This window comes from Streptomyces rubrogriseus (genome assembly GCF_027947575.1).
Lineage (GTDB): Bacteria > Actinomycetota > Actinomycetes > Streptomycetales > Streptomycetaceae > Streptomyces > Streptomyces rubrogriseus.
The window spans coordinates 5137568-5163110 of sequence record NZ_CP116256.1 but is presented as its reverse complement, the minus strand read 5'-3'; the positions used below and the strand labels follow the sequence as shown (position 1 = coordinate 5163110).

At 72.8% G+C, this 25543-nt stretch carries 18 protein-coding genes and 3 pseudogenes; 14 read left to right on the top strand and 7 right to left on the bottom strand.

What is annotated here, in order from left to right; translation table 11 throughout:
* Positions 1-270 precede the first annotated feature (270 nt).
* A complete protein-coding gene (locus Sru02f_RS23675) occupies positions 271-981 on the bottom strand; it encodes a TetR/AcrR family transcriptional regulator (RefSeq protein WP_109028862.1) in 711 nt (236 codons plus the stop codon).
* A 145-nt stretch (positions 982-1126) separates the two neighbouring features.
* Between Sru02f_RS23675 and Sru02f_RS23670 the strand changes: the two genes are divergently transcribed.
* Positions 1127-2248: an FAD-dependent oxidoreductase gene (locus tag Sru02f_RS23670; RefSeq protein WP_109028863.1), complete on the top strand. Its 1122-nt coding sequence runs from the start codon at positions 1127-1129 to the stop codon at positions 2246-2248.
* A 141-nt stretch (positions 2249-2389) separates the two neighbouring features.
* Here the strand turns inward: Sru02f_RS23670 and Sru02f_RS23665 are convergent, their stop codons facing one another.
* Entirely contained in the window at positions 2390-2845 is a 456-nt protein-coding gene (locus Sru02f_RS23665) for a DoxX family protein (RefSeq protein ID WP_109028864.1), read from the bottom strand.
* A 309-nt stretch (positions 2846-3154) separates the two neighbouring features.
* Here Sru02f_RS23665 and Sru02f_RS23660 point away from each other — a divergent pair, with 309 nt between their 5' ends.
* The 3 genes from Sru02f_RS23660 (at position 3155) to Sru02f_RS23650 (ending at position 5481) form a co-directional block, all read left to right on the top strand.
* Positions 3155-3889 (top strand): lytic polysaccharide monooxygenase, encoded by a 735-nt coding sequence (locus Sru02f_RS23660; RefSeq protein ID WP_109028865.1) that lies wholly within the window; start codon positions 3155-3157, stop codon positions 3887-3889.
* Between the two features lie 132 nt (positions 3890-4021).
* Positions 4022-4453 (top strand): NfeD family protein, encoded by a 432-nt coding sequence (locus tag Sru02f_RS23655; RefSeq protein WP_109028866.1) that lies wholly within the window; start codon positions 4022-4024, stop codon positions 4451-4453.
* Between the two features lie 2 nt (positions 4454-4455).
* The gene (locus Sru02f_RS23650; protein ID WP_164276698.1) at positions 4456-5481 is read left to right on the top strand and encodes an SPFH domain-containing protein; all 1026 of its coding nucleotides are present in this window, start codon (positions 4456-4458) and stop codon (positions 5479-5481) included.
* 15 nt (positions 5482-5496) lie between these two features.
* Here the strand turns inward: Sru02f_RS23650 and Sru02f_RS23645 are convergent.
* Together Sru02f_RS23645 and Sru02f_RS23640 are read right to left on the bottom strand one after the other, a co-directional pair.
* Positions 5497-7070 (bottom strand): annotated as a pseudogene (locus Sru02f_RS23645) (carbohydrate-binding protein).
* Positions 7071-7227: 157 nt separating this feature from the next.
* Positions 7228-8196, bottom strand: coding sequence for a DUF3152 domain-containing protein (locus Sru02f_RS23640; protein ID WP_109028994.1), 969 nt, complete (start codon positions 8194-8196; stop codon positions 7228-7230).
* A 113-nt stretch (positions 8197-8309) separates the two neighbouring features.
* Here Sru02f_RS23640 and Sru02f_RS23635 point away from each other — a divergent pair, with 113 nt between their 5' ends.
* The 6 genes and pseudogenes from Sru02f_RS23635 to Sru02f_RS23610 all read left to right on the top strand — a co-directional run bounded on the left by Sru02f_RS23635 (position 8310) and on the right by Sru02f_RS23610 (position 16302).
* Entirely contained in the window at positions 8310-8999 is a 690-nt protein-coding gene (locus Sru02f_RS23635) for a response regulator transcription factor (RefSeq protein ID WP_109028868.1), read from the top strand.
* Positions 9000-9025: 26 nt separating this feature from the next.
* Positions 9026-10507 (top strand): ATP-binding protein, encoded by a 1482-nt coding sequence (locus tag Sru02f_RS23630; RefSeq protein WP_167469248.1) that lies wholly within the window; start codon positions 9026-9028, stop codon positions 10505-10507.
* On the top strand, positions 10504-11142 hold the full coding sequence (locus Sru02f_RS23625) for a hypothetical protein (protein WP_109028870.1): 639 nt from the start codon (positions 10504-10506) through the stop codon (positions 11140-11142). The genes Sru02f_RS23630 and Sru02f_RS23625 overlap by 4 nt, the downstream gene beginning before the upstream one ends.
* A gap of 128 nt (positions 11143-11270) precedes the next feature.
* A pseudogene (locus tag Sru02f_RS23620) lies at positions 11271-14076 on the top strand (hypothetical protein).
* A 142-nt stretch (positions 14077-14218) separates the two neighbouring features.
* Positions 14219-15895: an aa3-type cytochrome oxidase subunit I gene (gene ctaD / locus Sru02f_RS23615; protein WP_203696051.1), complete on the top strand. Its 1677-nt coding sequence runs from the start codon at positions 14219-14221 to the stop codon at positions 15893-15895.
* A complete protein-coding gene (locus Sru02f_RS23610) occupies positions 15892-16302 on the top strand; it encodes a cytochrome c oxidase subunit 4 (RefSeq protein ID WP_109028873.1) in 411 nt (136 codons plus the stop codon). Before ctaD ends, Sru02f_RS23610 begins: the two co-directional genes overlap by 4 nt.
* On the opposite strand, the gene qcrB is transcribed toward Sru02f_RS23610, so the two are convergent.
* A complete protein-coding gene (gene qcrB, locus Sru02f_RS23605; RefSeq protein WP_109028874.1) occupies positions 16278-17942 on the bottom strand; it encodes a cytochrome bc1 complex cytochrome b subunit in 1665 nt (554 codons plus the stop codon). The two genes, Sru02f_RS23610 and qcrB, sit on opposite strands and share 25 nt — an antisense overlap.
* 74 nt (positions 17943-18016) lie before the next feature.
* The gene (locus tag Sru02f_RS23600) at positions 18017-18376 is read right to left on the bottom strand and encodes a DUF6479 family protein (RefSeq protein WP_109028875.1); all 360 of its coding nucleotides are present in this window, start codon (positions 18374-18376) and stop codon (positions 18017-18019) included.
* A 160-nt stretch (positions 18377-18536) separates the two neighbouring features.
* Here Sru02f_RS23600 and Sru02f_RS23595 point away from each other — a divergent pair, with 160 nt between their 5' ends.
* The 4 genes and pseudogenes from Sru02f_RS23595 (at position 18537) to Sru02f_RS23580 (ending at position 23747) form a co-directional block, all read left to right on the top strand.
* Positions 18537-18914 carry a four-helix bundle copper-binding protein gene (locus Sru02f_RS23595; RefSeq protein ID WP_109028876.1) on the top strand — a complete coding sequence of 126 codons (378 nt, stop codon included), beginning with the start codon at positions 18537-18539 and terminating at the stop codon, positions 18912-18914.
* Between the two features lie 40 nt (positions 18915-18954).
* On the top strand, positions 18955-19857 hold the full coding sequence (locus Sru02f_RS23590; protein ID WP_109028877.1) for an oxygenase MpaB family protein: 903 nt from the start codon (positions 18955-18957) through the stop codon (positions 19855-19857).
* A 21-nt stretch (positions 19858-19878) separates the two neighbouring features.
* Positions 19879-22115, top strand: a pseudogene (locus tag Sru02f_RS23585) (tetratricopeptide repeat protein).
* A gap of 60 nt (positions 22116-22175) precedes the next feature.
* Positions 22176-23747 (top strand): phytoene desaturase family protein, encoded by a 1572-nt coding sequence (locus Sru02f_RS23580; RefSeq protein ID WP_167469229.1) that lies wholly within the window; start codon positions 22176-22178, stop codon positions 23745-23747.
* Here Sru02f_RS23580 and Sru02f_RS23575 read toward each other — a convergent pair.
* Positions 23744-25519: a serine hydrolase domain-containing protein gene (locus Sru02f_RS23575; RefSeq protein WP_167469230.1), complete on the bottom strand. Its 1776-nt coding sequence runs from the start codon at positions 25517-25519 to the stop codon at positions 23744-23746. The two genes, Sru02f_RS23580 and Sru02f_RS23575, sit on opposite strands and share 4 nt — an antisense overlap.
* Between the last annotated feature and the right edge of the window lie 24 nt (positions 25520-25543).

The window sequence follows — 25543 nt, the reverse complement described above, 5'->3', positions numbered from 1 at the left end:
GAGGAAGGGGAACGGGTGGGGAGGGGAACGGGTGAGGCTGGGGAACGGGTGAGGGTGGGGAAGGGCCACGCGTGCCGTGGCGGGGCTCACGTCGGTACGCCGTGGCCAAGTCGGCGGCGGCACGCGCCACTTCGCCCGGCACCGTTCACTTCGAGCATGGCGGCGAAAAGGGCATTTGCGCAGTGACCCACGCAACTTGGGCGGCCATGGGATGCGTGAGACGGCGCACACGCCGAAGGCCGCCCGAAGGCGGTCGGCCGGGCCCGGGTTCTACCGGCCGGGCCGGTGAAGTGCCGTGATGCCGGTCAGGACGAGGGTGATTCCGGCGAGGAACTGCTCGCGGTCGTCATGGCCGCGGACCTGGTCCGCCACGGCCCGGGTGAACGGGTACGCGTCCGGGTCGAGCCCCTCCCACGCCGTCGAGACGGTGTCCAGGAACTCGTCCCGGTCCACGTCGGCCCCCGCCGGACCGGCGCTCGCGGAATTCGCGGCGTTCTGGCCGGCGGCGCCGAGGATGTAGTGCATGAGCGCCGAGGACGCCGTGAACCAGTGGGCCTCGGGCACGCCCATCGCCTGGACCTGGCGGCCGAGGCTCTCGAAGATCCGCGGTGCCACCGTCCCCCAGGGTGTGCGGGACAGCTGGGTCGCGAGCTGTGCGGCCAGCCACGGGTGTGCTTCGGTCGCGTCCCACAGGCCCAGTGCGACGGCGCGCACCGCGTCCTCGGGCGAGTCGGCGGCATCCGTGGGTCCGGCGGTCACGGCGGCGGTGACGACCGCGTCCGTGGCGGCGCCGAGCAGCTCGGCCTTCCCCGTGATGTGCCAGTAGATCGCCCCGGGGCCGGTCGCGAGGCGCTCGGCCAGGGCGCGAAAGGTGAGGCCGCGCTCTCCCACGGTGTCGAGGAGCTCGACGGCGGCCCCGACGATGCGCTCCCGCGAGAGGGGTTCCTGCCGCCGTTCCGGGCGGCGCGACCTGGTTGCCATGCGCTCATCCTAGACCGCCTGGAATGCCGTTCCAGCTTGACAGGGACTGGAACGGCGTTCCACCCTGGGCGGTGCTGGAACGTCGTTCCAGTGCACTCGGTCCTGCCGGGTCTCCGCCCGGGACCGCCATCAGGAGGGAAGCACCATGACCACGCACGTCACGATCGTCGGCGCCGGACTCGGCGGTCTCACGCTCGCCCGCGTCCTGCACGTCCACGGCATCCCGGCCACCGTCCACGAGGCCGAGTCCTCCGCGGAGGCGCGCGCGCAGGGCGGGATGCTCGACATCCACGACAGCAACGGCCAACCCGCTCTCCGGGCCGCGGGGCTGGCCGAGGAGTTCCGCGGGCTCGTCCTGGAGGGCCGTCAGGCCTCGCGGGCCCTCGCGCCGGACGGGACGGTCCTGTTCGAGGAGGGCGACGACGGCACGGGCGGGCGCCCCGAGGTGATGCGCGGCGAACTGCGGCGGATGCTGCTCGACTCACTGCCGGCCGGCACCGTCCGCTGGGGCCGCAAGGTCCGTGCCGCCCGCCCCCTCGGCGACGGCCGCCACGAGGTGGCGTTCGCCGACGGCACCTCCGTCGTCACGAACCTCCTGGTCGGCGCGGACGGCGCGTGGTCACGGGTGCGGCCGCTGCTCTCCGGCGCCGCGCCCGAGTACGTCGGCATGTCGTTCGTCGAGACCTACCTGCTCGACGCCGACACCAGGCACCCGGCCACGGCGAAGGCGGTCGGCGACGGTGCGATGTTCGCGCTCGCGCCGGGAAAGGCGATCCAGGCCCACCGGGAGAGCGGCGGAACCCTGCACGCCTACGTGGCCCTGCGCAGGCCGCGCGAGTGGTTCGACGACATCGGTCTCCCCGGAGCGGCGGGCGCCGCGCGGCTGGCGCGGGAGTTCGACGGATGGGCACCGGAGTTGACCGCGCTGATCACCGACGCCGACACCGCGCCGGTCCTGCGCCCCCTCTACTCCCTGCCCGCCGCCCACCGGTGGGAGCGAGTGCCGGGAGTGACCCTGCTCGGCGACGCCGCCCACCTCATGCCGCCGTCCGGCGAAGGCGCCAACCTGGCCATGTACGACGGCGCGGAACTCGGCACGGCCCTCGCCGCGCACCCCGGCGACGTGGAGGCCGCGCTCACCGCGTACGAGCGGGACCTGTTCCCGCGCAGCGCGGCGGAGGCCGCCGACGCGTCCCGGCTGCACGCGCTGATGTTCGGCGACGACGCGCCGCACGGCCTGATCAGGATGTTCACCGGCCAGCAGTAGGCGGGTGAGCGGCGAGGAGTGGACGCCGCCACCCCGGCCGCGCGGCTGGAACGGCCGGCACCGCGGGCGACGGTGCGAGGCGTTCGCGCTTCGGGCGGAGCGGGGGCGTGCCGTCCGTCGGCGGGGACGGCACGCCCCCGCTCAGACGGACGTCGGCGTGTCCGAGGGCAGGGTCCGGGTGGCCGGGCGGCCGTCGGCACCCCGCCGGGGGCGGATGCGGGAGGCCAGGCTCCAGCGGCCCGGTCCGAGGGCGGCGAGCAAGAGGAAGGACCAGCAGAACATGGCCGCCGCCTCCCCGCCGTTCTCGATGGGGAAGAGCCCGTCGGGCTGGTGCTCGACGAAGTAGGCGTACGCCATGGACCCGGAGCACAGGACGGCCGCCGTGCGGGTCGCGAGACCGCACAGGACCAGCGTGCCACCGACCAGTTGCACCACCGCGGCCCACCAGCCGGGCCACGCGGCGAAGCCCGGAGCGGGCCCGTGCGGACCCCCCAGGACGTCGAACAGGGTGGCGGCTCCGTGGCAGGCGAACAGCAGGCCTACGACGATGCGGAAGAGCGCGATCACGTGCTCCCTGCGTTTTTCCAGCGCTTCCAACGGTGGTGCTCCTCTCTTGCGCAACGACCGCCGGGGAACCGGGCGGCCGGTGGGGATGGTGCGCAGCACGGGGCGGGGTCGACGGCGTCCCGAGGGAGGGGGAGACGCGCAACCCATTCGACTTTTAACCATCGCGGCGATCCTTGTCTAGACCAATAGCGCAACGAGTTGCGCACGAGGGCCCTCGCGTCAAATGCGCACCGCCGCTTGTCGGTTGATGTTGCGCGAACCCTTGACCGGACCGGCTCCGTCGCTATGGTCTAGACCTGAAGTCGTCAGGTCTAGACCTGTATCCGAAAGGGGCACGACATGCGCACCAAGAGACGGGTGGCCTTCGCGGTCGGGGCGCTGGTCGCTCCGTTGCTCGCCGTCAGCCTTCCGGCGAGCACGGCGAGCGCGCACGGGTGGGTGACCTCGCCCGGCAGCCGGCAGGACCAGTGCGCCGCGGGCGTCGTCGACTGCGGTCAGATCAAGTACGAGCCCCAGAGCGTCGAGGGTCCGAAGGGCCTGAACAGTTGCAGCGGCGGAAACAGCCAGTTCGCCGAACTCGACGACGACAGCAAGGGCTGGCGCGTCACACCGGTCGGCAGTACGCACACCTTCACCTGGCACCACACGGCACGCCACGCCACGGCCAACTGGCAGTACTTCATCGGCAGCCAGAAGATCGCCGAATTCGACGGCCACAGAGCGCAGCCCGCCCCGGACGTGAGCCACCAGGTGAACTTCGGCGGCTTCACCGGCCGTCAGAAGGTACTGGCCGTCTGGAACGTGGCGGACACCGGCAACGCCTTCTACTCCTGCATCGACGTCAACATCGGCGGCAGCGGTGGGGGCGACGGTGGCGGTGACGGCGGCGGTGACGGCGATCCGGGCACCTGCGACGCGCCGGTGTGGAGCGCCGGCAGTGTCTACAGCGGCGGCGACACCGTCTCCTTCGGCGGCCACAACTGGCGCGCCAAGTGGTGGGTGACCGGCGAGGAGCCCGGCACCACCGGCGAATGGGGCGTCTGGGAAGACCTCGGAGCCTGCGCGGCCGCGTGACCGCGACGGGACGGCGCGCCCCGGCCACGGCGCGCGCCGCCCCCCCCCGCAGCCCTGATGCCGGCCGGTGACGAACGGGTCCGCTTTTCCGGAAAGCCGGTAAAATAATTCCAAAGCGGAAAGGGGGCCGCGATGGATCCGTGGCTGATCTGGCTGATCGTTTCGGCGGTCCTGATCCTGGCGGAGATCTTCACCCTGACCGCCGCGCTCGGAATGCTGGGAGTGGCCGCGCTGATCACCGCCGCATCCGCGGCGGCCGGCCTTTCCACGCCTTTTCAATTCCTCCTGTTCACGGTCGTCTCCGCGGTCACCCTCTTCTTCCTGCGCCCGGTCGCGCTGCGCCACCTCGTCCAGCCCCAGACGCAGCGGTTCGGGGTGGACGCCCTGGTCGGCCAGGCCGCCTACGTCGTCTCCGACGTGACCGGAAGGGAAGGCAGGGTCCGTATCGGCGGTGAGGAATGGACGGCCCGTTCCTACGACGAGACGCTGGTGATTCCCCGGGGTGCGACCGTCGACGTCCTGGAGATCAGCGGCACCACCGCATTCGTCTATCCCCGGGAGTGACCATGGAAGCCTCGGCGTTCCTCATCGCCGGTGCGATCGTCGCGCTTCTCGCCGTGTTCACCGTGGTGCGGGCGGTGCGCATCGTGCCGCAGGCCCGTGCCCGCAACGTCGAACGGCTCGGCCGCTACCACCGCACGCTGAAACCCGGGCTCAGCGTGGTCATCCCGTACATCGACCGGGTCTATCCGGTGATCGACCTGCGTGAACAGGTGGTCTCCTTCAAGCCGCAACCGGTCATCACCGAGGACAACCTGGTCGTCGAGATCGACACCGTGCTGTATTTCCAGGTCACGGACCCGCGCGCGGCCTTCTACGAGATCGCGAACTTCCTCCAGGCGGTCGAGCAGCTCACCGTCACCACCCTGCGCAATGTCGTGGGCTCCATGGACCTGGAGAAGACCCTCACCTCGCGCGACACGATCAACAGCCAACTGCGCGGAGTGCTCGACGAGGCCACCGGCAAGTGGGGGCTGCGGGTGAACCGGGTGGAGATCAAGGCGATCGACCCGCCGCAGTCCATCAAGGACGCCATGCAGAAGCAGATGCGGGCCGAGCGGGACAAGCGGGCCGCGATCCTCGGCGCGGAGGGCCAGCGACAGTCGCAGATCCTCACCGCCGAGGGCGACAAGCAGGCCGCCGTCCTGCGCGCCGAGGGCAACCGCACCGCCGAGATCCTCAAGGCGGAGGGGCAGTCCCGGGCCATCGACGAGGTCTTCCAGGCCGTGCACCGCAACGACCCGGACCCCAAGCTGCTGGCCTACCAGTACCTCCAGGTGCTGCCCCAGCTGGCGCAGGGTTCCGGCAGCACGTTCTGGGTCATCCCCAGCGAGGTCACCTCCGCGCTCCAGGGAGTCTCCCGCGCCTTCACCGAAGCGCTGCCGCAGTCGCCGGCCACCCGGGAGAACCCGTCGGACGACGGGGCCGCCCAGGCGGCCAGCGACACGGCACAGGCCGCGGAGGCCGCCGCGCAGGCCCTCGCCGACGCGGCCAGGGCCAACGGCGTGCCTCCGGAGGGCCACGCGGCGTGACGGCTCAGACCGGCCCTAGGGCCGGTTGCCGCCGAAGGTCACCACGAGCGTGCCGTCCGAGCCGAAGGACCAGTCGAGGGCGCCCGCGTACGCGGCGCACCGGGAGCCGTTCGAGCCGGTCCAGAACTGGTTGGACCCGTCGGCGTCGCCCACGGTCTTGTCGTTCGACCCGTCGTCGGCGCGGCACGAGGTGTTGCTCCGGAACACCGAAGTTCCCTTGTCGAAGGAGAAGTTGCGCTCGGCGTTGTCGATGCTCACGTTGTCCGAGATCGTCATCGTGCCCGGGTTCGAGTTGTAGGTGAACCCGTGCTTGCCGTTCCGGTACGCGATGCTGCGGCGTACCACGTGGTCGACCTCGATGTCCTCGCCGCCGAGCTTGTAGCCGTTGCGGTCACCGCTGGAGTTCTGCGTGCCGTCGGAGAGGGTGCCGTTCTCGTAGGCCAGGGAGTCCTCGATGGTGACCGCGCCGATCGCGCCCGTCTCGGACTTGGTGTAGAGGTCCCAGCCGTCGTCGATGTTGTTGTGGGACACGGCGTCGCGGAAGACGTTGCCGGGGCCGACGGTGAGCTTGGCGGCGAAGCCGTCGGCGTCCTCCCCGTCGGAGTCGGCGTTGTCGTGCGACTCGGCGCTCAGGATCAGGTTGTTGGACGGCCACTGGTCGCGGGGGGTGTCCGAGGTCGTCCGCGAGAGCTGCAACCCGGTGTCGCGGTTGAAGCGCGTCACCGTGCGCTCGAACACGTTGTCGCTGCCGCCTACGAAGATGCCGTTGTCCCCGGCGTGTTCGACGACGATCCCCTTGACGTGCCAGTACGACCCGTTGACCGCGAGCCCCGGTTCGAGGAACTCTCCGACTGGGCCGAGAAGTTCAGCACCGGCGTCTCGCCCGGGTAGGCGGTCAGCTCGGTGCGGTCGCCCGAGGTGCCGTCGTTGCCCTGCGGGACGGTGACCGTCTGCGCGTACCGGTAGGTGCCGCCGCGCAGGTAGATGGTCCCGCCGGGGGAGACCCGGTCGATCGCCGAGGTGAGGGTGGTCGGGTCGGACTCCGTCCCGGACGCGCCGTCGCTGCCGCCCGGCGACACGTACAGCGCGGAGCCGGACGCCGGCGGCGTGGTGTCGTCGCCGGTCACCTCGGCCTCGACGTAGTCGACGTTGGGCAGTCCGGCGGACGAGCTGGGGCTGAGCCTGACGGTGTTGTTCCCGGCCAGCACCGGCACCGTGACGGTCTTCGTCACCCACGTGTCCCAGGCGCCGGTGGGCTCGAACGAGGCCGAGGCGACGCGCGAACCGTTCACCATGATGTCCGCGGCCCGTGCGCCGGCGGTGCCGTTCGCGAAGCGCACGTTCAGCGTCGCGGTGCCGGCGGCGGGCGCGCCCACCGTGAACTCGGCGAAGGCGCCGACCGCGTTGGTGCCGTTGCAGAAACCGCTGCCGGAGTAGTCGGACCAGTCGGAGTCGATGGTGCCGGTGCAGACCGCCGACGCGGTTTCGGCCTCGTAGCGGGCGGACGCGGCCTGCGCGGACGTGCCGGACAGAGCGACGAGCGTGCCGCCCAGCAGGGCGACGCTCGCGATGACGGGTCTCACTTGCATCGTGTCTCCAGGGGGTTGGGTCCGACCAGGACTCGGTGGGAGGATCGACTGGAGAAAGCGCTTTCCCGGGTCTTCCCGTCGGACACTAGAGACTTGCCGTGGACGCGTCAACGGTCTGGTATATGATTTCTGTTCACGACCATGAATACCGTCGCGCTCAGCCCACCGCGGGCCCCGTGACGGGCCGGCCGTCGGCGTCGTAGGGCCAGACATTGGTCCGGCAGCCGTGCAGCCCCTTGATCTGCTGCATCATCACCGGCGCCGGACGCCCCGCCCCGGGACAGCCCTCGTGGCCGTGGCCGAGGAAGTGCCCGACCTCGTGGTTGATGATCAGCGCCCGGTACGACGTGACGTCGTCCGCGTAGTACTGCGTGGCCAGGAGCCACCGCTTGAGGTTGACCATGACGTCCTGGCCCACGTTGCAGTTGACCTCGCCGCCGGTGTCCAGGCCGTACTGGCCGCAGATGTCGTCCACCGTCCCCGCCGTGGCGAGCCGTACCCGGAAGTCGGACGCGCCGCCGGACACCCGTCGGAACCCCGTCTTCCCGTCGGCCGTCCAGCCTCGCTCGTCGGCCAGGATGCGGTCGACCTCGGCCGCGACGTCCGGTGCCGACATGCCGATGCCGTCCTCGACCTGCACCACGTAGGTGAGCGTCCGCCCGCTCCCGCCGACCCGGTCACCGTTTCCGTCCGCGGTGGCGAACGTCCCGGGCCCGGACGACGGAATCGAGCCGGGGTCCGGCTTCTCGTCCTGCCCTTTCCCCTTCCCCTCGTCCTTCCCGCCCGCCTCGCCCGTCTCGTCCCCGTCCTTCCCGTCCTTCCCGTCCTTCCTGTCCGCCGGCGAGGCGGTCGGCTCCTCCTTCGGCGCGTCCCCCGTCCCGCCGGCCCCGCGCGAGCCGGGGTCCTCGGTCACGGAGGACGCACCGGCCGTGTCGGTGGGGCCGCCGGAGGGTTCCGAGGCTCCCCTGAGGGCCAGCCCGCCGGCGATCACCAGGACGGTCCCGGCCGCGAGCCCCGGCCACAGCAGACGGGACCGGGTACCCCGTCGGCGGCGGGAGCGGCCACCGCGGCGTCGGCGGCCCGCGGCGGAGGACGGTGGGGGAGTCGGTCGGCGGCGCTCGTTCATGATCACAAAGCCTGCCCGGGGCGTGTGATCGTCCGTGGACCGCATTTGGACCGCTGTGTAACAGCCGTCACCCGCCCGTGGCCCGCCACCCGCGCACACGCATACTGAGGTCCATGCCACGGGTCCTGATCATCGAAGACGACCGCGCCGTCCGGGACGGCGTGCGACTGGCCCTGCGCCGGCAGGGACACGAGGTCGCCGCCGCCGCGACGGGGGAGGACGGACTGGAGCAGCTCCGGTCCTTCCGGCCCGACGCCGTGGTCCTCGACCTGATGCTGCCGGGCATGTCGGGCCTGGAGGTGTGCCGCCGCATACGCGCCCACGACCAGGTGCCGATCATCATGGCCACCGCCCGCGGCGACGACACCGACATCGTCGTCGGACTGGAGGCCGGAGCCGACGACTACGTCGTCAAACCGGTCCGCGCCCGCATCCTGGACGCCCGCATACGCGCCGTGCTGCGCCGCGTGGGCGGCACCTCGGACGACCAGGGCACACCGCGCACCGAACACCACGGCGACCTGGTCATCGACCGGGCCGGGCTGACCGTCACCCACCAGGGACGACCGGTCGCCCTCGGCCCCTCCGAACTGCGGCTGCTGCTCACCCTGTCCGCCTCGGCCGGGCAGGTGTTCAGCCGCCAGCAGCTCCTGGAGGCCGTGTGGGAGCACAACTACCACGGGGACGCGCGGCTCGTGGACGCCTGCGTCAAGCGACTGCGGTCCAAGATCGGTGAGTCGCCGGGCAGCCCGCGCTACGTGCACACGGTGCGCGGCTTCGGCTACCGGTTCGGACCCCGGTGAGAGCTCCCCGGGTGCTGCGCGCACTGATGGGGCTGCGCCTGCGACTGGTGGTGACCTTCACCCTCGTCGCCGTCGTGGCCACGGTGACCACCGGCGCACTGACCTTCCGCGAGGCACGCACCGGTGTCCTGCAACAGAGCCAGGACACGGTGATCGAGGAGTTCCGGCATCGCGTCAACACCCTGGTCCCCAACTACCGGTTCCCGCCCGACGCGGCCGGCCTGAACTCGTTCGCCAACGACGTGTCCAGGGGCGGACGGTCCCAGCAGTGGCGGGTCCTGGTCGCCTACCGGGAGAAGAGCGCCACGTCCCTCCCCGGGGACTCGTTCGGGGAACTGTCCCCGGCGATGCGCGAGTCCGTGCGCTCCCGCCGGGCCACCGTGTTCCAGCGGGTCTCGCACCAAGGCCACTCGGCCCTCGTCGTCGGCATGCCCGTCACCTTCGCCGGCCTGTACAGCACCGAGCGGCAGGCCTCCGGTCTCGAGGTCTACCTCACCGTGCCGCAGCAGGAGGAGCAGGGCTACGTCGACGCGCTGGTCACCGCGATCGAACGCGCCACCGTGCCCGCCCTGGTGCTGGCCGTCCTGATCGCCCTCCTGGCCGCCCGGGGTGTCCTGCGGCCGGTGCGGGCGCTGCGCCGGGCGACCCGGAGCATCGCCGAGGGCCACCTGGACACCAGGCTCGCGGTGCAGGGCTCCGACGAACTCGCCGACCTCTCCCGCACCTTCAACGAGACCGCCGCGGCACTGGAGGGCTCGGTGGCCGAACTGCGGCGCATGGAGGCCGGTGCCCGCCGCTTCGCCGCGGACGTCTCCCACGAACTGCGCACCCCGCTGGCGGCGATGTCGGCGGTCACCGACGTGCTGGACGAGGACGCGGCCGGGCTGGACGAGGACACCGCGACGGCCGTACGCCTGATCAGCACGGAGACCACGAAGCTGGCCGCGCTCGTGGACGACCTGATGGAGATCTCCCGCTTCGACGCGGGCGCGGCCGCCCTGCACCTGGACGAGATCGATCTCGCCGAGTCCCTGCGCCGCACGCTCGCCACCCGCGGCTGGCAGGACACCGTGGAGACCGGCCTGCCGGAGCCGGGAGAGCTGCGCGGCCGCGTCGACCCGCGCCGCCTCGACGTCGTCGTGGCGAACCTCGTCGCCAACGCCCTCCGGCACGGCGCGCCCCCGGTCCGTCTGAACCTGCACGCCGAGGACGACCCCCGGGCCGGAAGACAGGCGGTCGTCACCGTCCACGACGGCGGGGACGGCATACCCGAGGGCGTCCTGCCCCACGTCTTCGACCGCTTCTACAAGTCGGCCGACGCCCGCGCCCGGAGCGAGGGCAGCGGCCTCGGGCTGTCCATCGCCACGGAGAACGTACGCCTGCACGGCGGCACCGTCCGGGCGGCCAACCACCCGGAAGGCGGCGCCGTCTTCACGGTCGTCCTGCCGCTGCGCCCGGACGACACGGAGGAGCGGACACCGCCCCCGGCGGAGGAGGACCGCACATGAAACCGTCCGCGCGCGCCTTCCCGCTGCTGATCGCGGCGCTGCTCCCGCTCTCCGCCTGCGGCATACCCGAGACCGGAGTCGTCGAGGCGGGCGAACCCGCCACCGGCGTCCTGGATCCGGGCGTCACGTCCGTGCCCTCGGAGTCCGTGCCCGAGGCGGTGCCCCTGGTCAAGGTCCCGCTCTACTTCGTCGAGGACGGGTCCCTGGTCGCGGTGGACCGTACCGTGCCGGGCCCGACCGACCTCGGCAGCAGCGTGCTCATGCTGTTCAGGGGACCGGACGACCGGGAGCGCGGGAGGGGGCTGACGACCGAGCTGCCGCCCGCGGCCGAGGCCCCCACCATCCGCACCGACGGCACCGGGGTCACCGTCCAGCTGCCGCGGAGCGCCGGGCTCCTCAGCGACACGGCCGTCGACCAGCTGGCCTGCACGGTCGCCGTCGCCCGGCTGCGGCAGGACCCCGCGCTGGGCAGGGCGCAGGTGACCGTGGAGCAGCCCGGCGGCCGGCTGGCCGGCCGCTCCAGCGACGACTGCCCGTTCGGCGGCGGCGCCCGCGAGACCCCCGCGGACCCAGGGACCGCCGAGAGCGAGGCGCCCCCCGGCACCGGCGGAAGCGTCGCAGGGACCGGCGGCTGACGGCCGACGGCTGACGGCCGACGGCTCACAGGCAACCCGAAGGATCTCCTTCCCCTCCTCCAACAGGGGGCGCCCGTAAGGGCGTTGCCCCGGACCGAGGTTCTACCGAGGTGTTGAGGAGCGGATTCTTGATACGTGCTCGAACGCTGTGGGCCGCCGCGACGGCGGCCCTGACCCTGGTGGGCGCCGCGCCCGCCGCGGCCCAGGCCGCGCCGGAACCGCCCGGCGGACCCGCATCCGTACGGGCGGTACCGAACGGCACCGCCGACCTGCCGCCCGGCTGGCGGATCACCGGCACCGGCGAGGCGAGATCCCTGGAGTGGCGCTCCCCGCGAGCCGTGCCGCCCGGCGACGCACGGGTGGAGTTCCACACCGCCGGCCGCCTCCTCGGCGTACCGGAACCGGACCGCGACGGCAGGACCTTCCGCCTACCACTGGACGAGGCCCGGCCGGGCGGACCCGAGGGGCTGACCGACCTCCAGGTCCGCGCCGCGGGCCGCCGGCTGGACCAGGACCCGGGAGCCGCCGCCCGGCAGCGCCGCCCCTCCCAGGCGCCCGAGGCGAAACTCCCGCCCCAGCTCCCCGCCGGCACCGTCGACCCGGGCCGGCCCGGCCGGTTCGCCACCACCACCGGCGAGTACACGCTCGACCCGGTACGACTGCCCGGCCTGTCCGCCCCGGTCGAGATGCGCGGCGTGGTCGTCGCACCGAAGGGAGCGACCGGCAAACGCCCCCTCGCGCTCTTCCTGCACGGCCGCCACGCCACCTGCTACGTCCCCGGCCAGGGCGAGGAGGCCGTCACCATCGACTGGCCCTGCGCCGACGACGCCCGGCCCATCCCCAGCCACCGCGGCTACCTCCAGGACCAGGAACTGCTGGCCTCCCAGGGCTATGTGACCGTCTCGATCTCCGCCAACGGCATCAACGGCCAGGACGGCGACCTCGAGGACGGCGGTGCCCAGGCCCGCTCGTCACTGGTGCGCTCCCACCTGGCCCGCTGGGCCGACTGGGGCACCAGGACCTCCACCGCCCCGGCCGCCGTACGCCGGGGCCCGAAGGCCGACCTCTCCCGCGTCCTGCTGGTCGGCCACTCCCGAGGCGGCGAAGGCGTCGACCGGGCGGCCATGGACAGCCTGTACCCGCCGCCCGCGGACCAGGACGGCCACCCGGAGCGGGCCCGCTGGAACATCCGCGGCACCGTGCTCATCGGTCCCACCGCCTTCGGCCAGAACCCGGTGCCCGACGTGCCGTCCCTGACGATCCTGCCGGGCTGCGACGGCGACGTCTCCGACCTCCAGGGGCAGCTGTACGTCGACGGCACCCGAGGAGTGAGCCGGGGCCGCGCCCTGCACAGCGCGGTTTACATCACCGGCGCCAACCACAACTACTTCAACACCGAGTGGACGCCAGGCCTGGCCCAGGCGCCCGCCTCCGACGACTTCTGGGAGGACCCCGAGGACCCCGACCCGGTCTGCTCGGCGGACCGCCCCACCCGGCTCACCGCCGGGCAGCAGCACCGGGCCGGCGCGACCTACGTCGCCGCCGCCGCCCGGCTGTTCGTCGCCGGTGACGACCGGGTGCGCGAACTGGTCGACGGCACCGGCCGCCGCGCCCCCTCGGCCGACCCGGCCCGGGTGCTGACCCACGCGGTCGGCGCCGACCGCGGCGCCGGACTCCTGCCGGACAGCCGGCCTGCGGGTGACCGGCGGCGGACGCCTGTGCTCCGCGGTCGACCCCGCCCCGGGCGTCGCCTGCCTCGGCGAGGACGCGCACGGCTCCTCACCGCACTTCGCGTACTGGCAGCCGGAACGCGAGACCGGCCGCGGCGCGATCGCCCTGGACTGGTCCGCGCCCGGCACCGCGGCCCGGGTCCGTCCCGGCACACCCGTCTCCCTGAACGGCGCACGGAGCCTCGCCCTGCGCGTCATCGTGCCGCCGGGCAGCACCGACACCCGGCTCGACGTGGCCGTCACCGACGCCGCCGGCCGCCGTGCCACCCTCGGCGCAGTCCGCGCCGACGGCCTGCCGGGCAGCGAACGCACCGCCTCCTACTGGGCGCAGGAACTGCGCGTACCGCTCACCGCCGCCACCCGCGCCGGAGTCGACCTGCGCCGGGTCACCGCGCTGGAACTGACGCCCCGTTCCCGGGCCGGCAAGGCCTGGCTGATGGACGCCTACGCCTGGCACCCCGGCACGCCCCAGGTGCGGCCGGCCCCGCTGGCCCGCGTCGACGTCGGCCGGACGACGGTCGAGGAGGGCGACTCCGGCGTGCGCACCTACCACGTCCCGGTGCGGGTCTCGGGCAAGGGCACCGGAACGGTCCGGATGTACGTCATGGAAGGGTTCGGCACGGCGGTCGAGGAGCGCCTGGTCACCGTGCGCTCCGGCCGCCCCTTCGTCGACGTGCCCGTCAAGGTGACGGGCAACAAGCGCTACGGCGGCGACTCGAACCACGACCTGCTGGTCAAGGCGGTGCACGGCTCGGTCGTCGGCTCCTACGCCGGCGGCGTGACGGTCGCGGAGGACGACCCGGTGCCGAAGATCGATGTCACGCCCGTCGCCGACGAGGTCACCGAGGGGCAGCCGCTGCGCTGGCGGGTCTCGCTCTCGGAACCCGCCGACGTGGACCTGTACTCCGTGCTGGTACCGGTCCCCGACGGCACCCGTCCCGAGCTGTCCACCAAGGACGTCGACCACGACTGGCTCGTCGATACGGTGGGTGTGGTCCCGGAGGGTGAGGTCCCGCTCTCCCGGCTGGACTACTTCGCGCTCTGGGTCTCCGTGCCGCCCGGTGAGACGGAGACCGAGGTGACCGTGCCCACCGTCGGCGACGAGATCGCGGAGCCCACCGAGTACGTCGGCTTCCAGAACACCGACGACGAGGGCGAACCGCAGGGCCCGGTGCTGACCGGCACCGTGCTCGACGCCTCGTAACCCGATCGCCGCGAGCGGGCGCGGATCCGGCACCGTCCGGTCCGTGCCCGCGTGCGCCAGGTGGCCCATCCGCCGGACGCCCCGCGCCGGCCTCGGCGTGGTCGTGGGCCTGAGTCCAGGGCGCCTGGGTACTCTCCGCCGCATGGCGGTGGACAGAAGGACGAAGTCGCCGCGCCGGACCCCGGCTCGGCAGCGGACGAACCGCACGCTGGGCCGGGTACTGGTGCGGTGGGCCACGACGACCGATCACAAGGTGATCGGCCATCTCTACCTCGCGACGTCGTTCGGCTTCTTCCTCCTCGGCGGCGTCCTCGCCATGCTGATGCGCAGTGAACTCGCCCGGCCCGGGCTCCAGTTGTTCAGCAACGAGCAGTACAACCAGCTGTTCACCGTGCACGGCACCATCATGATGCTGCTGTTCGCGACCCCGCTGTTCGCCGGGTTCACCAACGTCATCATGCCCCTGCAGATCGGCGCCCCCGACCTGGCCTTCCCCCGGCTCAACGCGCTGTCGTACTGGATGTACCTGTTCGGCGGACTGATGGTGGTGTCGGGCTTCCTGACGCCCGGGGGAGCGGCCTCGTTCGGCTGGTTCGCCTACGCGCCGCTGAACAGCGCCACCTTCAGCCCGGGCCCCGGCGGCGACCTGTGGACGATGGGCCTGGTGGTGAGCGGCGTGTCGACCACGCTCAGCGCCGTCAACTTCATCTCCACCATCATCTGCCTGCGCGCCCCCGGCATGACCATGTTCCGGATGCCGATCTTCACCTGGAACATCCTGTTCACGTCGATCCTGGTACTGCCCGCCTTCCCCGTGCTCACCGCCGCGCTGCTGATGCTCGAGGCCGACCGCAAGTTCGGCGCGCACGTCTTCGACGCGGCGGGCGGCGGGGCGCTGCTGTGGCAGCACCTGTTCTGGTTCTTCGGCCATCCCGAGGTGTACATCGTCGCGCTGCCGTTCTTCGGCATCGTCACCGAGATCATCCCGGTCTTCAGCCGCAAGCCGATCTTCGGCTACGTCAGCCTGGTCGGCGCCACCATCGCCATCACCTTTCTCTCCGCGGTGGTGTGGGCCCACCACATGTTCGCCACCGGCGCCGTGCTGCTCCCGTTCTTCTCCCTCATGTCGTTCCTCATCGCCGTGCCGACCGGGGTGAAGTTCTTCAACTGGATCGGCACGATGATCCGCGGCTCGCTCTCCTTCGAGACACCCATGCTGTGGGCGTGCGGCTTCCTGGTGACCTTCCTGCTCGGCGGCATGAGCGGCGTCCTCATCGCCTCCCCGCCCCTGGACTTCCACCTGACGGACTCGTACTTCATCGTCGCCCACCTGCACTACGTGCTGTTCGGCACGGTCGTCTTCGCGATGTTCGCCGGCTTCTACTTCTGGTGGCCGAAGTTCACCGGCAAACTGCTCGACGAACGCCTCGGCAAGATCCACTTCTGGACCCTCTTCGTCGGCTTCCAGACCACCTTCCTCGTCCAGCACTGGCTCGGCGAGCAGGGCATGCCGCGCCGCTACGCCGACTACCTGGCCGCGGACGGCTTCACCACGCTGAACACCATCAGCTCCATCGGCGCCTTCCTCCTCGGGCTGTCCACACTGCCGTTCCTCTACAACGTGTGGCGCACCCACCACTACGGCCAGAAGGTCGGGCGGGACGACCCCTGGGGCTACGGCCGTTCCCTCGAATGGGCCACCAGCAGCCCGCCGCCGCGCCACAACTTCACGTCCCTGCCCCGGATCCGCTCCGAGTCCCCGGCCTTCGACCTCCACCACCCCGACGTCGCCCGACACGATCAGAGGCATGTGCAGTGAGGACCGAATCCCGTCTGTTCACCGGTGTGGCGGTCTTCTTCGGCGCCGAGGCGGCCCTCTACGGCTGGTGGTCCCGTGAGCCCGCCGGCACCGCCGCCCTCGTCCTCGCCTTCCTGATGGCCTCGCTCGTCGCGTTCTTCCTGCGCGTGCAGTACCGCAGGCGCGGGCTGCGGGCGCAGGACCGCGGCGATGGTGAGGTCGTGGACACCGCGGGTCCGATCGACTTCTTCCCGCCGCGCAGCGCCTGGCCGATCAGCATCGCGCTGGCCGCCGTGGTGCTCGCGTTCGGCATCGTCTTCGGCCTGTGGCTGGCCCTGATCGGCTTCGGCCTGCTCGCCATGGGGGTCTGCGGACTGGTCTTCCAGTACGCCGACCGGGGCGTTCAGCGCTCCGGCTCGCCCGAGTAGGAGCCCCGTTCCACCGCTTCCGCCGACGCCTCCGTCTGCGCCACCGACTCCCGTTCCCGTTCCGGCTCCGCGTCCTCTACGTCGACCCGGTCGCCGTAGTACCACTCGCTGAGCGTCGCCCGCAGCCGGCCCACGTGCGGCGCGTCGCCCACCTTCGGGGACGGCGCGAGCGGTGCGGGCTGCCTGCGCGCCCGCAGCACGTGACGCTCCTCGGGGTCGAGGGGACCGTGGCTCTCGGCGTAGCCGCCCGCGAGGGTCTGGTGCACCTCGCCCGTCTCCTCGCCCTCGGTCAGGCGCTCACGGTCGTGCTCCTGGAGTGCCAGGCAGACCCGCTTGGTCACGACGAAGGCCAGCGGCGGTGCCAGCACCAGCGAGACGCGGAAGATCCACGTGAGCAGGTTCAGCGAGACGTGGAAGGTGTGGGCGAGGATGTCGTTGCCGCCGGCCAGCAGCAGGATGCCGTAGAAGACGATCGCGGCGACGCCCAGCCCGGTGCGGACGGGCTTGTCCCGGGGCCGGTCGCACAGGTGGTGTTCCTCGTGGTCGCCCGTCACCCACCGCTCGAAGAACGGATAGGCGTACAGCACCGCGAACAGGGCGCCCGGCAGCAGGACCGCCGGCACCAGCACGTTCCACATGACCGTGTGGCCCGCCACCGCCGTCTCGAACGGCGGCATCAGCCGCAGCGAGCCCTCCAGGAAACCGACGTACCAGTCCGGCTGCGAGCCGGTGGAGACGATGTCGGGGCGGTAGGGGCCGTACGTCCAGATCGGGTTGATCTCGGCCACCGCCGCCAGCACGACCAGGACCCCGAAGACCATGAAGAACAGGCCGGTGGAGTTCGTCATGAACGGCGGGAACATCGGCTTGCCCACCGCGTTGCGGTTGGTGCGGCCGCGGCCCGCCCACTGAGTGTGCTTCAGGTAGAACACCAGGATCAGATGGAGCGTGACCAGCGCGACCAGCAGCGCGGGAACCAGCAGGATGTGCAACGAGTACAGCCGCGGCACGATGTCGTGGCCGGGATACTCGCCGCCGAACACGAACATGCTGATGTACGTCCCCACCACCGGGATGGACAGCATGATCCCCTGGGCGATGCGCAGCCCCGTCCCGGACAGCAGGTCGTCCGGCAGCGAATAGCCGGCGAAGCCCTCGGCGAGCGCCAGCACGAAGAGCGTGAGGCCGATCAGCCAGTTGACCTCACGCGGTCGGCGGAACGCGCCGGTGAAGAAAACTCGCAGCAGATGCACCCCGATGGCGGACAGGAACACCAAGGAGGCCCAGTGGTGCACCTGCCGGATCAACAGCCCGCCGCGCACGTCGAAACTGATGTCCAGAGTCGATCGGTAGGCCTCCGACATGCTCATCCCCAGCAGGGGCTCGTACGAGCCGTCGTAGACGACCTCCGTCATCGAGGGCTTGAAGAACAGGGTCAGCCAGACCCCGGTCAGCAGCAGCACGACGAAGCTGTACAGGGCGATCTCGCCCAGCAGGAACGACCAGTGCTCGGGAAAGGCCTTGCGCAGCAGCCCCCCGCCCTCGGAGACGGGGAGCCGTCCGTCGGCCCAGTTGACGGTGTGTTCGGCCGCGTGGCGGGCCCGCGCACCGGCGCGGGCCCTTCTCCTCTGCAACAGCACGGCGCATGGGTTCCCCACCGCCCGTGCCGGAAACTACGCAGCGGCCACGTACCGTCACTCTTCGGCTTGCCGGATCAGCGTCCGCCCGGGCCGCCGCTGCCGAAGGACCCGCTGCTGCCCTCGTCCCAGCGCGGGCGCTCCTGGTCGGAGGCGGTACGGCTGCCCTGGTGCCCCATCTCGTGCGGCAGCGTGCGTTCGTCGCTCCGGGGCATCTCGTCGGGCTCCCGGCGCTCCCGCTCCTCGTGGACGGGACCGTCGTCGGGCATACGGGGCTGCTCCTCGGGACGAGGCGGCGGCGGCTCCCGGCGCTTTTGCCGGCTGCCGAAGGCGAACGCGCCGATCAGTACGGCCACCACCACGACGGCCGCGACGATCAGCCAGACGGCGAGCGCGCCGGAGCCGCCCGCGGCCAGGTCCATCCATGCGTTGGTCATGGAGCGCGGGTACCCGCGGCCCGCGTGACGAACCTGCTCACCGGCCACCGCGACGCCCGCGCCCTCGAAGAGCCGGCCTTTCCGATCGGAAACGGCCCGGAACCCTTGGAAACACCGGGTCCGGCCGTTTGGCGCCGCGGCCGGCGGCAACCCGCTCGGTGTGACATCGACGACGACTTCCCAGCAGGAACTGTTCCGCTTCCTCGAGGACCGCTTCGCCTGCGCACAGGCGTGCACCGAGTGCGCCCGGGCCTGCGCCCTGCGGGCGAGCCTCGTGGACCCGGACGGGACCGAGAACCAGGAACTCGTGCGGCGCCGGGGCATCATGTGCGCGGAGGTGTGCGACGCGACCTGCCGGGTGCTGTCCGAGCAGAACCAGGTGGACGAGGCCGCCATCCGCGCCCAGCTGGAGTGGTGCCGCCAGGTGTGCCTGGAGAGCGCGCACGTGTTCGACGACCACCCGGGCGCCGAGGACAGCGCCCAGGCCTGCCGCGACTGCGCCCGCGCCTGCGGAGAGTTCCTGGCCACCCTGCGCTGAGGCCCTGGGAACGGGTCCGGCGCCGCGTTAGCCTGCCCGTATGGCGGCGACACGGACGGACGGCGACCCGGGACTGTTCGGCCCGGGTTCCGTGACCTGGCAGGCGCACGGCGACCCGATGATGTGGGTGGCCGGCGTCCGCGCCCTCTACCTCCAGGCCCTGCACCCGCGCGCGGTGCGCGGCGTGATGCAGAACAGCGACTTCCGGCGCGACGCGTGGGGCCGGCTGATGCGCACCGCGGGCTTCGTCGGCACCACGACGTACGGCACCACCGAGGCGGCCGAGCGGGCCGGGGCCCGGGTCAGGAAGATCCACAGCATGCTCGGCGCCACCGACCCCGACACGGGCGAGCGCTACGGCGTCGACGAACCCGCCCTGCTGCTGTGGGTGCACTGCGCCGAGATCGGCTCCTACCTGCACGTCCTGCGCCGCTCCGGGTTCCCGCTCACCGACGCCCACGCCGACCGCTACCTCGCCGAACACCGGCACAGCGCCCGTCTGGTCGGCCTCGACCCCGCCTCCGTACCCGCGAACCGGGCCGAGCTGGCCGCCTACTTCGCGCGGGTACGGCCCGAACTGGCCGCGGGAGCGGACGCGCACGAGGTGGACGACTTCCTGCTCCGCCCGCCCACGCACCCCCTCCTGGTCCCGGCCCGCGAGCTGCTGTGGCGGCGGGTCGCCCGTCTTGCGTACGACTCCCTACCGCCGTACGCGCACGAGCTCTACGGCAGATCCGCGCCGCCGCCCGCCACCGTCACCCGCCGGCTGCGCTCCACGGGCACCCTGCTGCGCCTCGTCCCCGCACGTCTGCGCTGGCAGCTGCCGCCCAAACACATCCTGCGCGCCATGGCACGGCTCGGCCCGGGTGTGCGCCCGGCGCCATACAAAATCGGACGACAAGCGGCCATACTGGACCGGCCAGGGGAGGGCGCGGCGGACTGAACCACGGGGGCGGGCGAAGTCATGGGGGACAGCACGCTGATCCAGGGCCGGTACCGGCTGCTCGAGAGAATCGGGCGCGGCGGCATGGGCGAGGTGTGGCGGGCGCGGGACGAGTCACTGGGCCGCCGCATAGCCGTCAAGTGCCTCAAACCACTGGGCACGCAGCACGACCACTCCTTCACCCGCGTCCTGCGGGAGAGATTCCGGCGCGAGGCCCGGGTGGCCGCCGCGCTCCAGCACCGCGGGGTGACCGTCGTCCACGACTTCGGCGAGTGGGACGGCATGCTCTTCCTGGTCATGGAGTTGCTGGAGGGCAGTGACCTGAGCCGGCTCCTGACGGACAACAAGGGCCATCCGCTGCCCGTCGCGGACGTCGTCGACATCGCCGAACAGGTCGCCTCCGCGCTCGCCTACACCCACGAGCAGGGCATCGTGCACCGCGACCTCAAGCCCGCCAACATCGTGCGGACCGCCGATGGCACCGTGAAGATCTGCGACTTCGGCATCGCCCGGCTGGGTGCCGACGCGGGCTTCACCGCCCGGCTCACCGGCACCGGCATCGCCATGGGCACCCCGCACTACATGTCGCCGGAACAGATCGGCGGGGACGAGGTCGACCGGCGCAGCGACCTGTACTCCCTGGGCTGTGTGCTCTACGAGATCGCCACCGGCGTCCCGCCGTTCGACCTCGACGACGCCTGGGCGATCCTCGTCGGCCACCGCGACACCGAGCCCGAACCGCCCCGCACCCACCGCGCCGAGCTGCCCCGGTACCTGGAGCGGATCATCCTGGACCTGCTGGCCAAGCGGCCCGAGCAGCGCCCGGACGACGCCGGCGAGCTGGGCCGCCGGATCACCGCCGGGCGCACCGCACCGGCGCGGGTGCCGACCTCGCGGCGGCCCGGCCGCGGACGCCGCGGCAGCTCGGCCGCCGCGCCGGGCTGCCGTCCTGGACCCACGGCATGACCACCGGTCACAAGGCGACCGGCACCGGCCCGCGCGCCACACCCCGGACCCCGGGGCGGGCCTGTCCGGCGAGTGGATCCCGCGGCCCGCCGGCGACGGGACCGACGGCGGCCGAAGCGTCGCCCCCGCCCCGGACGAGTGGCCCGAGCTAGGCGTCCGAGGCCGCCGCCGGGCTCGCCGAGCGCCACAACGCGGCACTGAGCCTGGGCCGCCTCGGCCGTTGGGAGGAGGCGGGCCGGGCGCACCGCGCGGTCGCGGCCGAACGCGAGCGCCTGCTCGGCCCCGACCACCCCGACACGCTCGCCAGCCGCTACGAGGCCGCCTTCGCACTGGGGCGCACCGGCCGGGCCGCCGACGCGCTGCGCGCCTACAAGGGTGTCGCCCAGGCCCGGATCAGGACGCTGGGCGCCGACCACGCCGACACCCTCGCCGTCCGCCAGGAGATGGCCTACACCCTGGGCCGGCTGGGCCGCCACACCGACGCCCACCAGGTGTACACGTCGGTGCTGACCGCCCGTGAGCGCACCATGGGCGCCGACCATCCCGACACCCTGCGCTGCCGGCACAACCTGGCCTTCAACCTGGGCCGGCTCGGCCGTACCGAGGACGCCCACCGGATGGCCCGCGAGGTGGCCGCGGCCCGGGCCCGGGTGCTCGGCCCCGGCCACCCCGACACTCTCGTCACCCGCTACGAGGTGGCCTACGAACTCGGGCGGCTCGACCGCTGGCAGGAGGCTCTGGCGACCTACCGCGAGGTCGCCGCCGCCCGCGCCCGAGCTCTCGGCCCCGACCACCCCGACACCTTCGCCGCCCGCTACGAGACCGGCGTCGCCCTCGGCCGCCTCGGCCGCTGCGCCGAGGCGCTGACCGCCTACGAGGAACTGATCGCCGACCGCGCCCGCGCCCAGGGCGCCGATCATCCCGAGACCCTGCGCGCCCGGCACGGCCGGGGCGTCAACCTCGGCAGGCTGGGCCGCTGGGCGGAGGCGCTGGACGAGGCCCGCGCGGTGTGCGCGGCCCGCGGACGGGTGCTGGGCCCCGACCATCCCGACACCCTGGTCAGCCACCGCGAGGTCGCCGTCGCCCTGGGCTGGCTGGGCCGCTGGGCCGCCGCCCTCACCGAGTACCGGCTGGTCGCCGCCGCCCGCGAACGGGTCCTGGGCCCCGACCGGCCCGACACCCTCGTCGCCCGCGACGACGAGGCCCACTGCCTGGAACAGCTCGGCCGCGCGGCCGAGGCGGCGGAGCTGTACCGCAGGGTCGCGACACTGCGCTCGGTGGCCGCCCGCTGACCGGGCACGGTGCGCGACGCCGGGCTGGCCGCCCCGGATCGGGCCGTGCTACCAAGAGCCATGACGCCCCCGCCCAGCACCTCCCGCAGCTACGACGCCGTCATCGTCGGCGGCGGCCACAACGGCCTGGTCGCCGCCGCCTACCTGGCCCGGGCCGGCCGCTCCGTGCTGGTCCTCGAACGGCTGGACCACACCGGCGGAGCGGCCGTGTCCACGGCGCCGTTCGCCGGGGTCGACGCACGGCTGTCGCGCTACTCGTACCTGGTCAGCCTGCTGCCCAGGAAGATCGTGCGGGATCTCGGCCTGGACTTCCGGGTGCGTGCGCGCACCGTCTCCTCGTACACGCCCGTCGAGCGCGCCGGGCGGCCCACCGGGCTCCTCGTCGGCGGGGGCGAGCGCCGCACCCGCGAGTCGTTCGCCCGGCTCACCGGCTCGCAGCGGGAGTACGCCGCCTGGCAGCGCTTCTACGCCATGACCGGCCACGTGGCCCAGCGGGTCTTCCCCACCCTCACCGAACCGCTGCCCACCCGGGACGAACTGCGCCGCCGGGTCGACGACGAGACGGCCTGGCGGGCCCTGTTCGAGGAGCCGGTCGGCGTCGCGATCGAGGAGCACTTCGCCGACGACCTGGTGCGGGGCGTGGCCCTCACCGACGCGCTGATCGGCACCTTCGCCGACGCCCACGACCCCTCCCTGGCCCAGAACCGCTGCTTCCTCTACCACGTGATCGGCGGCGGCACCGGAGCCTGGAACGTACCCGTCGGCGGCATGGGCGCGCTCACCGACGCGCTGGCCGACGCCGCCCGCGCCGCGGGTGCCGTGCTCGCCACCGGCCACGAGGCGGTCCGGATCGACGCGGACGGGCACAGCGCCGAGGTCACCTTCCGCTCGGCCGACGGCGAGGGCGTCGCCGCCGCCCGCCACGTCCTGGTGAACGCCTCGCCGCGCGAGCTGGCGGCGCTCACGGGGGACGCCCCGCCCGCACCGGCCGAGGGCGCCCAGCTCAAGGTGAACATGCTGCTGACCAGGCTGCCGCGGCTGCGCGACCCGGACACCGACCCGCGCGAGGCCTTCGCCGGGACCTTCCACATCGCCGAGGGCTACGAGCAACTGGCCGCCGCGCACGCCCGGGCGGCCGCCGGTGAACTGCCCGCCGCCCCGCCCTCGGAGATCTACTGCCACTCGCTGACCGACCCCACGATCCTCGGGCCCGGCCTGGCCGCCAAGGGCATGCACACCCTCACCCTGTTCGGCCTGCACACGCCCGCCCGCCTCTTCGCCCGGGACAACGACGCCGTACGCGAGGAACTGCTCCAGTCGACCCTCGCCCAGCTCGACGCCCACCTGGCCGAGCCCCTCGCCGACTGCCTGGCGACCGACGCCGACGGACGGCCCTGCATCGAGGCCAGATCGCCCCTCGACCTGGAACGCGACCTGCGCCTGCCCGGCGGCAACATCTTCCACCGCGAGCTGTCCTGGCCCCACGCCCAGGAGGGCACCGGCCACTGGGGCGTGGAGACCGGCCGGGCAGGCGTCCTGCTGTGCGGCGCGGGCGCCGTGCGCGGAGGAGGCGTGAGCGGGGTACCGGGGCACAACGCGGCGATGGCGGTGCTGGAACAGGACAGGGCCTAGTCCGCCGACGCCGTCCACCCCTCGGCCACGACGCGTGCCGCGTCCGCCGGGCGCGCGTCGTGGAACAGGACCTCGCCGGCCGCGTCCGCGCGCAGGCCGTCGACGTACGCCCCGCGGCCCACGTACAGCCGGTCGGTCGTGTACCGCCAGCGCAGGGTGAGCCCGTGCGCGGCCGGGAGCGCGGCGCTCAGCCGGTGCCAGACGCGTCCCGACCAGCCGGTGGCCGAGCCCGCCGGATGGTCGCGGGGCGCCTCGCCGCGGCGCGTGGTGGTGAACGGCACCGGCCGCCATTCCGCGCCGCCGTCGGTCGAGGCCTCCAGGACCAGCACGTCCGAGCCGGGCTCGGTGTCCCACCACAGCGCGCAGCGCAGTCGGGCCCGCCCGGCCGACGTGTCCAGGGCGGGCAGCGTGAGCGTGGCCGTGGTGGAATTCGCCGTCCCCGAGAACCACGCCGTGCGCCCGTGTGCCGGACGGACCGGTACCGCCCGCGCCAGGTTGGTGCCCGCCGCCACCCGGGGGGCCGACCCGGAACGCCAACCGCGCACCGGGTGGACGGAGTTGCCGAGGACGACGAGGAAGGAGTCGGTCGTCGGGTCGAGCACCAGCGAGGTGCCCGTGAAACCGGTGTGCCCGGCCGTGCGCGGCGTGGCCATCGCACCCATGTACCAGTGCTGGTACAGCTCGAAGCCCAGGCCGTGCTCGTCGCCCGGGAAGTCGGTGTTGAAGTCCGTGAACATCAGCTCCACGGACTCCGGCCGCAGGATCCGCGCCCGCCCGTAGGACCCGCCGTTGAGCAGGGCCCGACCGAGGACCGCGAGGTCCCACGCGCAGGAGAACACCCCCGCGTGTCCCGCGACGCCGCCCAGGCTGAAGGCGTTCTCGTCGTGCACCTCGCCCCACACCAGCCCCCGGTCCAGACCGGACCAGGGCTTGCGGGCGTCCTCGGTGGCCGCGATCCCGGGCCGCCAGGAGGCGGGCGGGTTGTAGCGGGTGCGGGTGAGACCCAGCGGCCTCGTGATCTCCTCGCGCAGCAGGACGTCCAGTGTGCGGCCCGTGACCTCCTCCAGCACCAGCTGGAGCGAGATCATGTTGAGGTCCGAGTACAGGTACGCCGTGCCGGGCGCGCTGACGGGGGCCTCGGCGTAGACGAGTTGCACCTTCTCCTCGTACGTGGGCGCGCTGTACAGCGGGATCCACGCCCGGAAACCCGAGGTGTGGGTCAGCAGGTGCCGGATCGTCACGTCCTTCTTGCCCGCCCGGCCGAAGTCCGGCAGGTACGAGGCGACCGGCGCCGCCAGCTCCAGCGCGCCCCGCTCCAGCTGCTGCACGGCGAGGATCGAGGTGAACAGCTTGGAGATCGACGCGAGGTCGAACACCGTGTCCCCGGCCATCGGGATCTGCTCGTCCGGCGGGAACTCGACACCGGTGTCCGTCGCCTCGTCGTAGGCCCGGTAGCGCACCGCCATGCCGATCGGTTCGTGCAGCGCCACCGTGCCGCCCCGGCCGGCGAGCAGCACGGCGCCCGCGTACCACGGGTGCTCGGGGGACGGGCCGAGGAATGCCTCGGCGTCGGTGACGAGCCGGCGCAGATGGCCGGGGAGGAGCCCGGCGCGTTCGGCGGAACCGCGCCGCAGGGTGGGACGGCGGCCTGTGTCCGAGACGGCCTCGGCCGGCCCGGCCGCGAACGGGGCGACGGCCAGGGCACCCCCCAGGGCCAGGGCGCCGGCGCCCAGTTGACGCCGACTGAATCCGTTCGTCGCCTGACCGGCCATCGAAGAGTCTCCCGCCACCGAAGC

Bases quoted from the DNA above. Each gene is read 5' to 3' on its own strand.
- Sru02f_RS23675 (WP_109028862.1), bottom strand. From the start codon at position 981: ATGGCAACCAGGTCGCGCCGCCCGGAACGGCGGCAGGAACCCCTCTCG.
- Sru02f_RS23670 (WP_109028863.1), top strand. From the start codon at position 1,127: ATGACCACGCACGTCACGATCGTCGGCGCCGGACTCGGCGGTCTCACG.
- Sru02f_RS23660 (WP_109028865.1), top strand. From the start codon at position 3,155: ATGCGCACCAAGAGACGGGTGGCCTTCGCGGTCGGGGCGCTGGTCGCT.
- Sru02f_RS23655 (WP_109028866.1), top strand. From the start codon at position 4,022: ATGGATCCGTGGCTGATCTGGCTGATCGTTTCGGCGGTCCTGATCCTG.
- Sru02f_RS23650 (WP_164276698.1), top strand. From the start codon at position 4,456: ATGGAAGCCTCGGCGTTCCTCATCGCCGGTGCGATCGTCGCGCTTCTC.
- Sru02f_RS23640 (WP_109028994.1), bottom strand. From the start codon at position 8,196: ATGAACGAGCGCCGCCGACCGACTCCCCCACCGTCCTCCGCCGCGGGC.
- Sru02f_RS23635 (WP_109028868.1), top strand. From the start codon at position 8,310: ATGCCACGGGTCCTGATCATCGAAGACGACCGCGCCGTCCGGGACGGC.
- Sru02f_RS23630 (WP_167469248.1), top strand. From the start codon at position 9,026: ATGGGGCTGCGCCTGCGACTGGTGGTGACCTTCACCCTCGTCGCCGTC.
- Sru02f_RS23625 (WP_109028870.1), top strand. From the start codon at position 10,504: ATGAAACCGTCCGCGCGCGCCTTCCCGCTGCTGATCGCGGCGCTGCTC.
- ctaD (WP_203696051.1), top strand. From the start codon at position 14,219: ATGGCGGTGGACAGAAGGACGAAGTCGCCGCGCCGGACCCCGGCTCGG.
- Sru02f_RS23600 (WP_109028875.1), bottom strand. From the start codon at position 18,376: ATGACCAACGCATGGATGGACCTGGCCGCGGGCGGCTCCGGCGCGCTC.
- Sru02f_RS23590 (WP_109028877.1), top strand. From the start codon at position 18,955: ATGGCGGCGACACGGACGGACGGCGACCCGGGACTGTTCGGCCCGGGT.
- Sru02f_RS23580 (WP_167469229.1), top strand. From the start codon at position 22,176: ATGACGCCCCCGCCCAGCACCTCCCGCAGCTACGACGCCGTCATCGTC.
- Sru02f_RS23575 (WP_167469230.1), bottom strand. From the start codon at position 25,519: ATGGCCGGTCAGGCGACGAACGGATTCAGTCGGCGTCAACTGGGCGCC.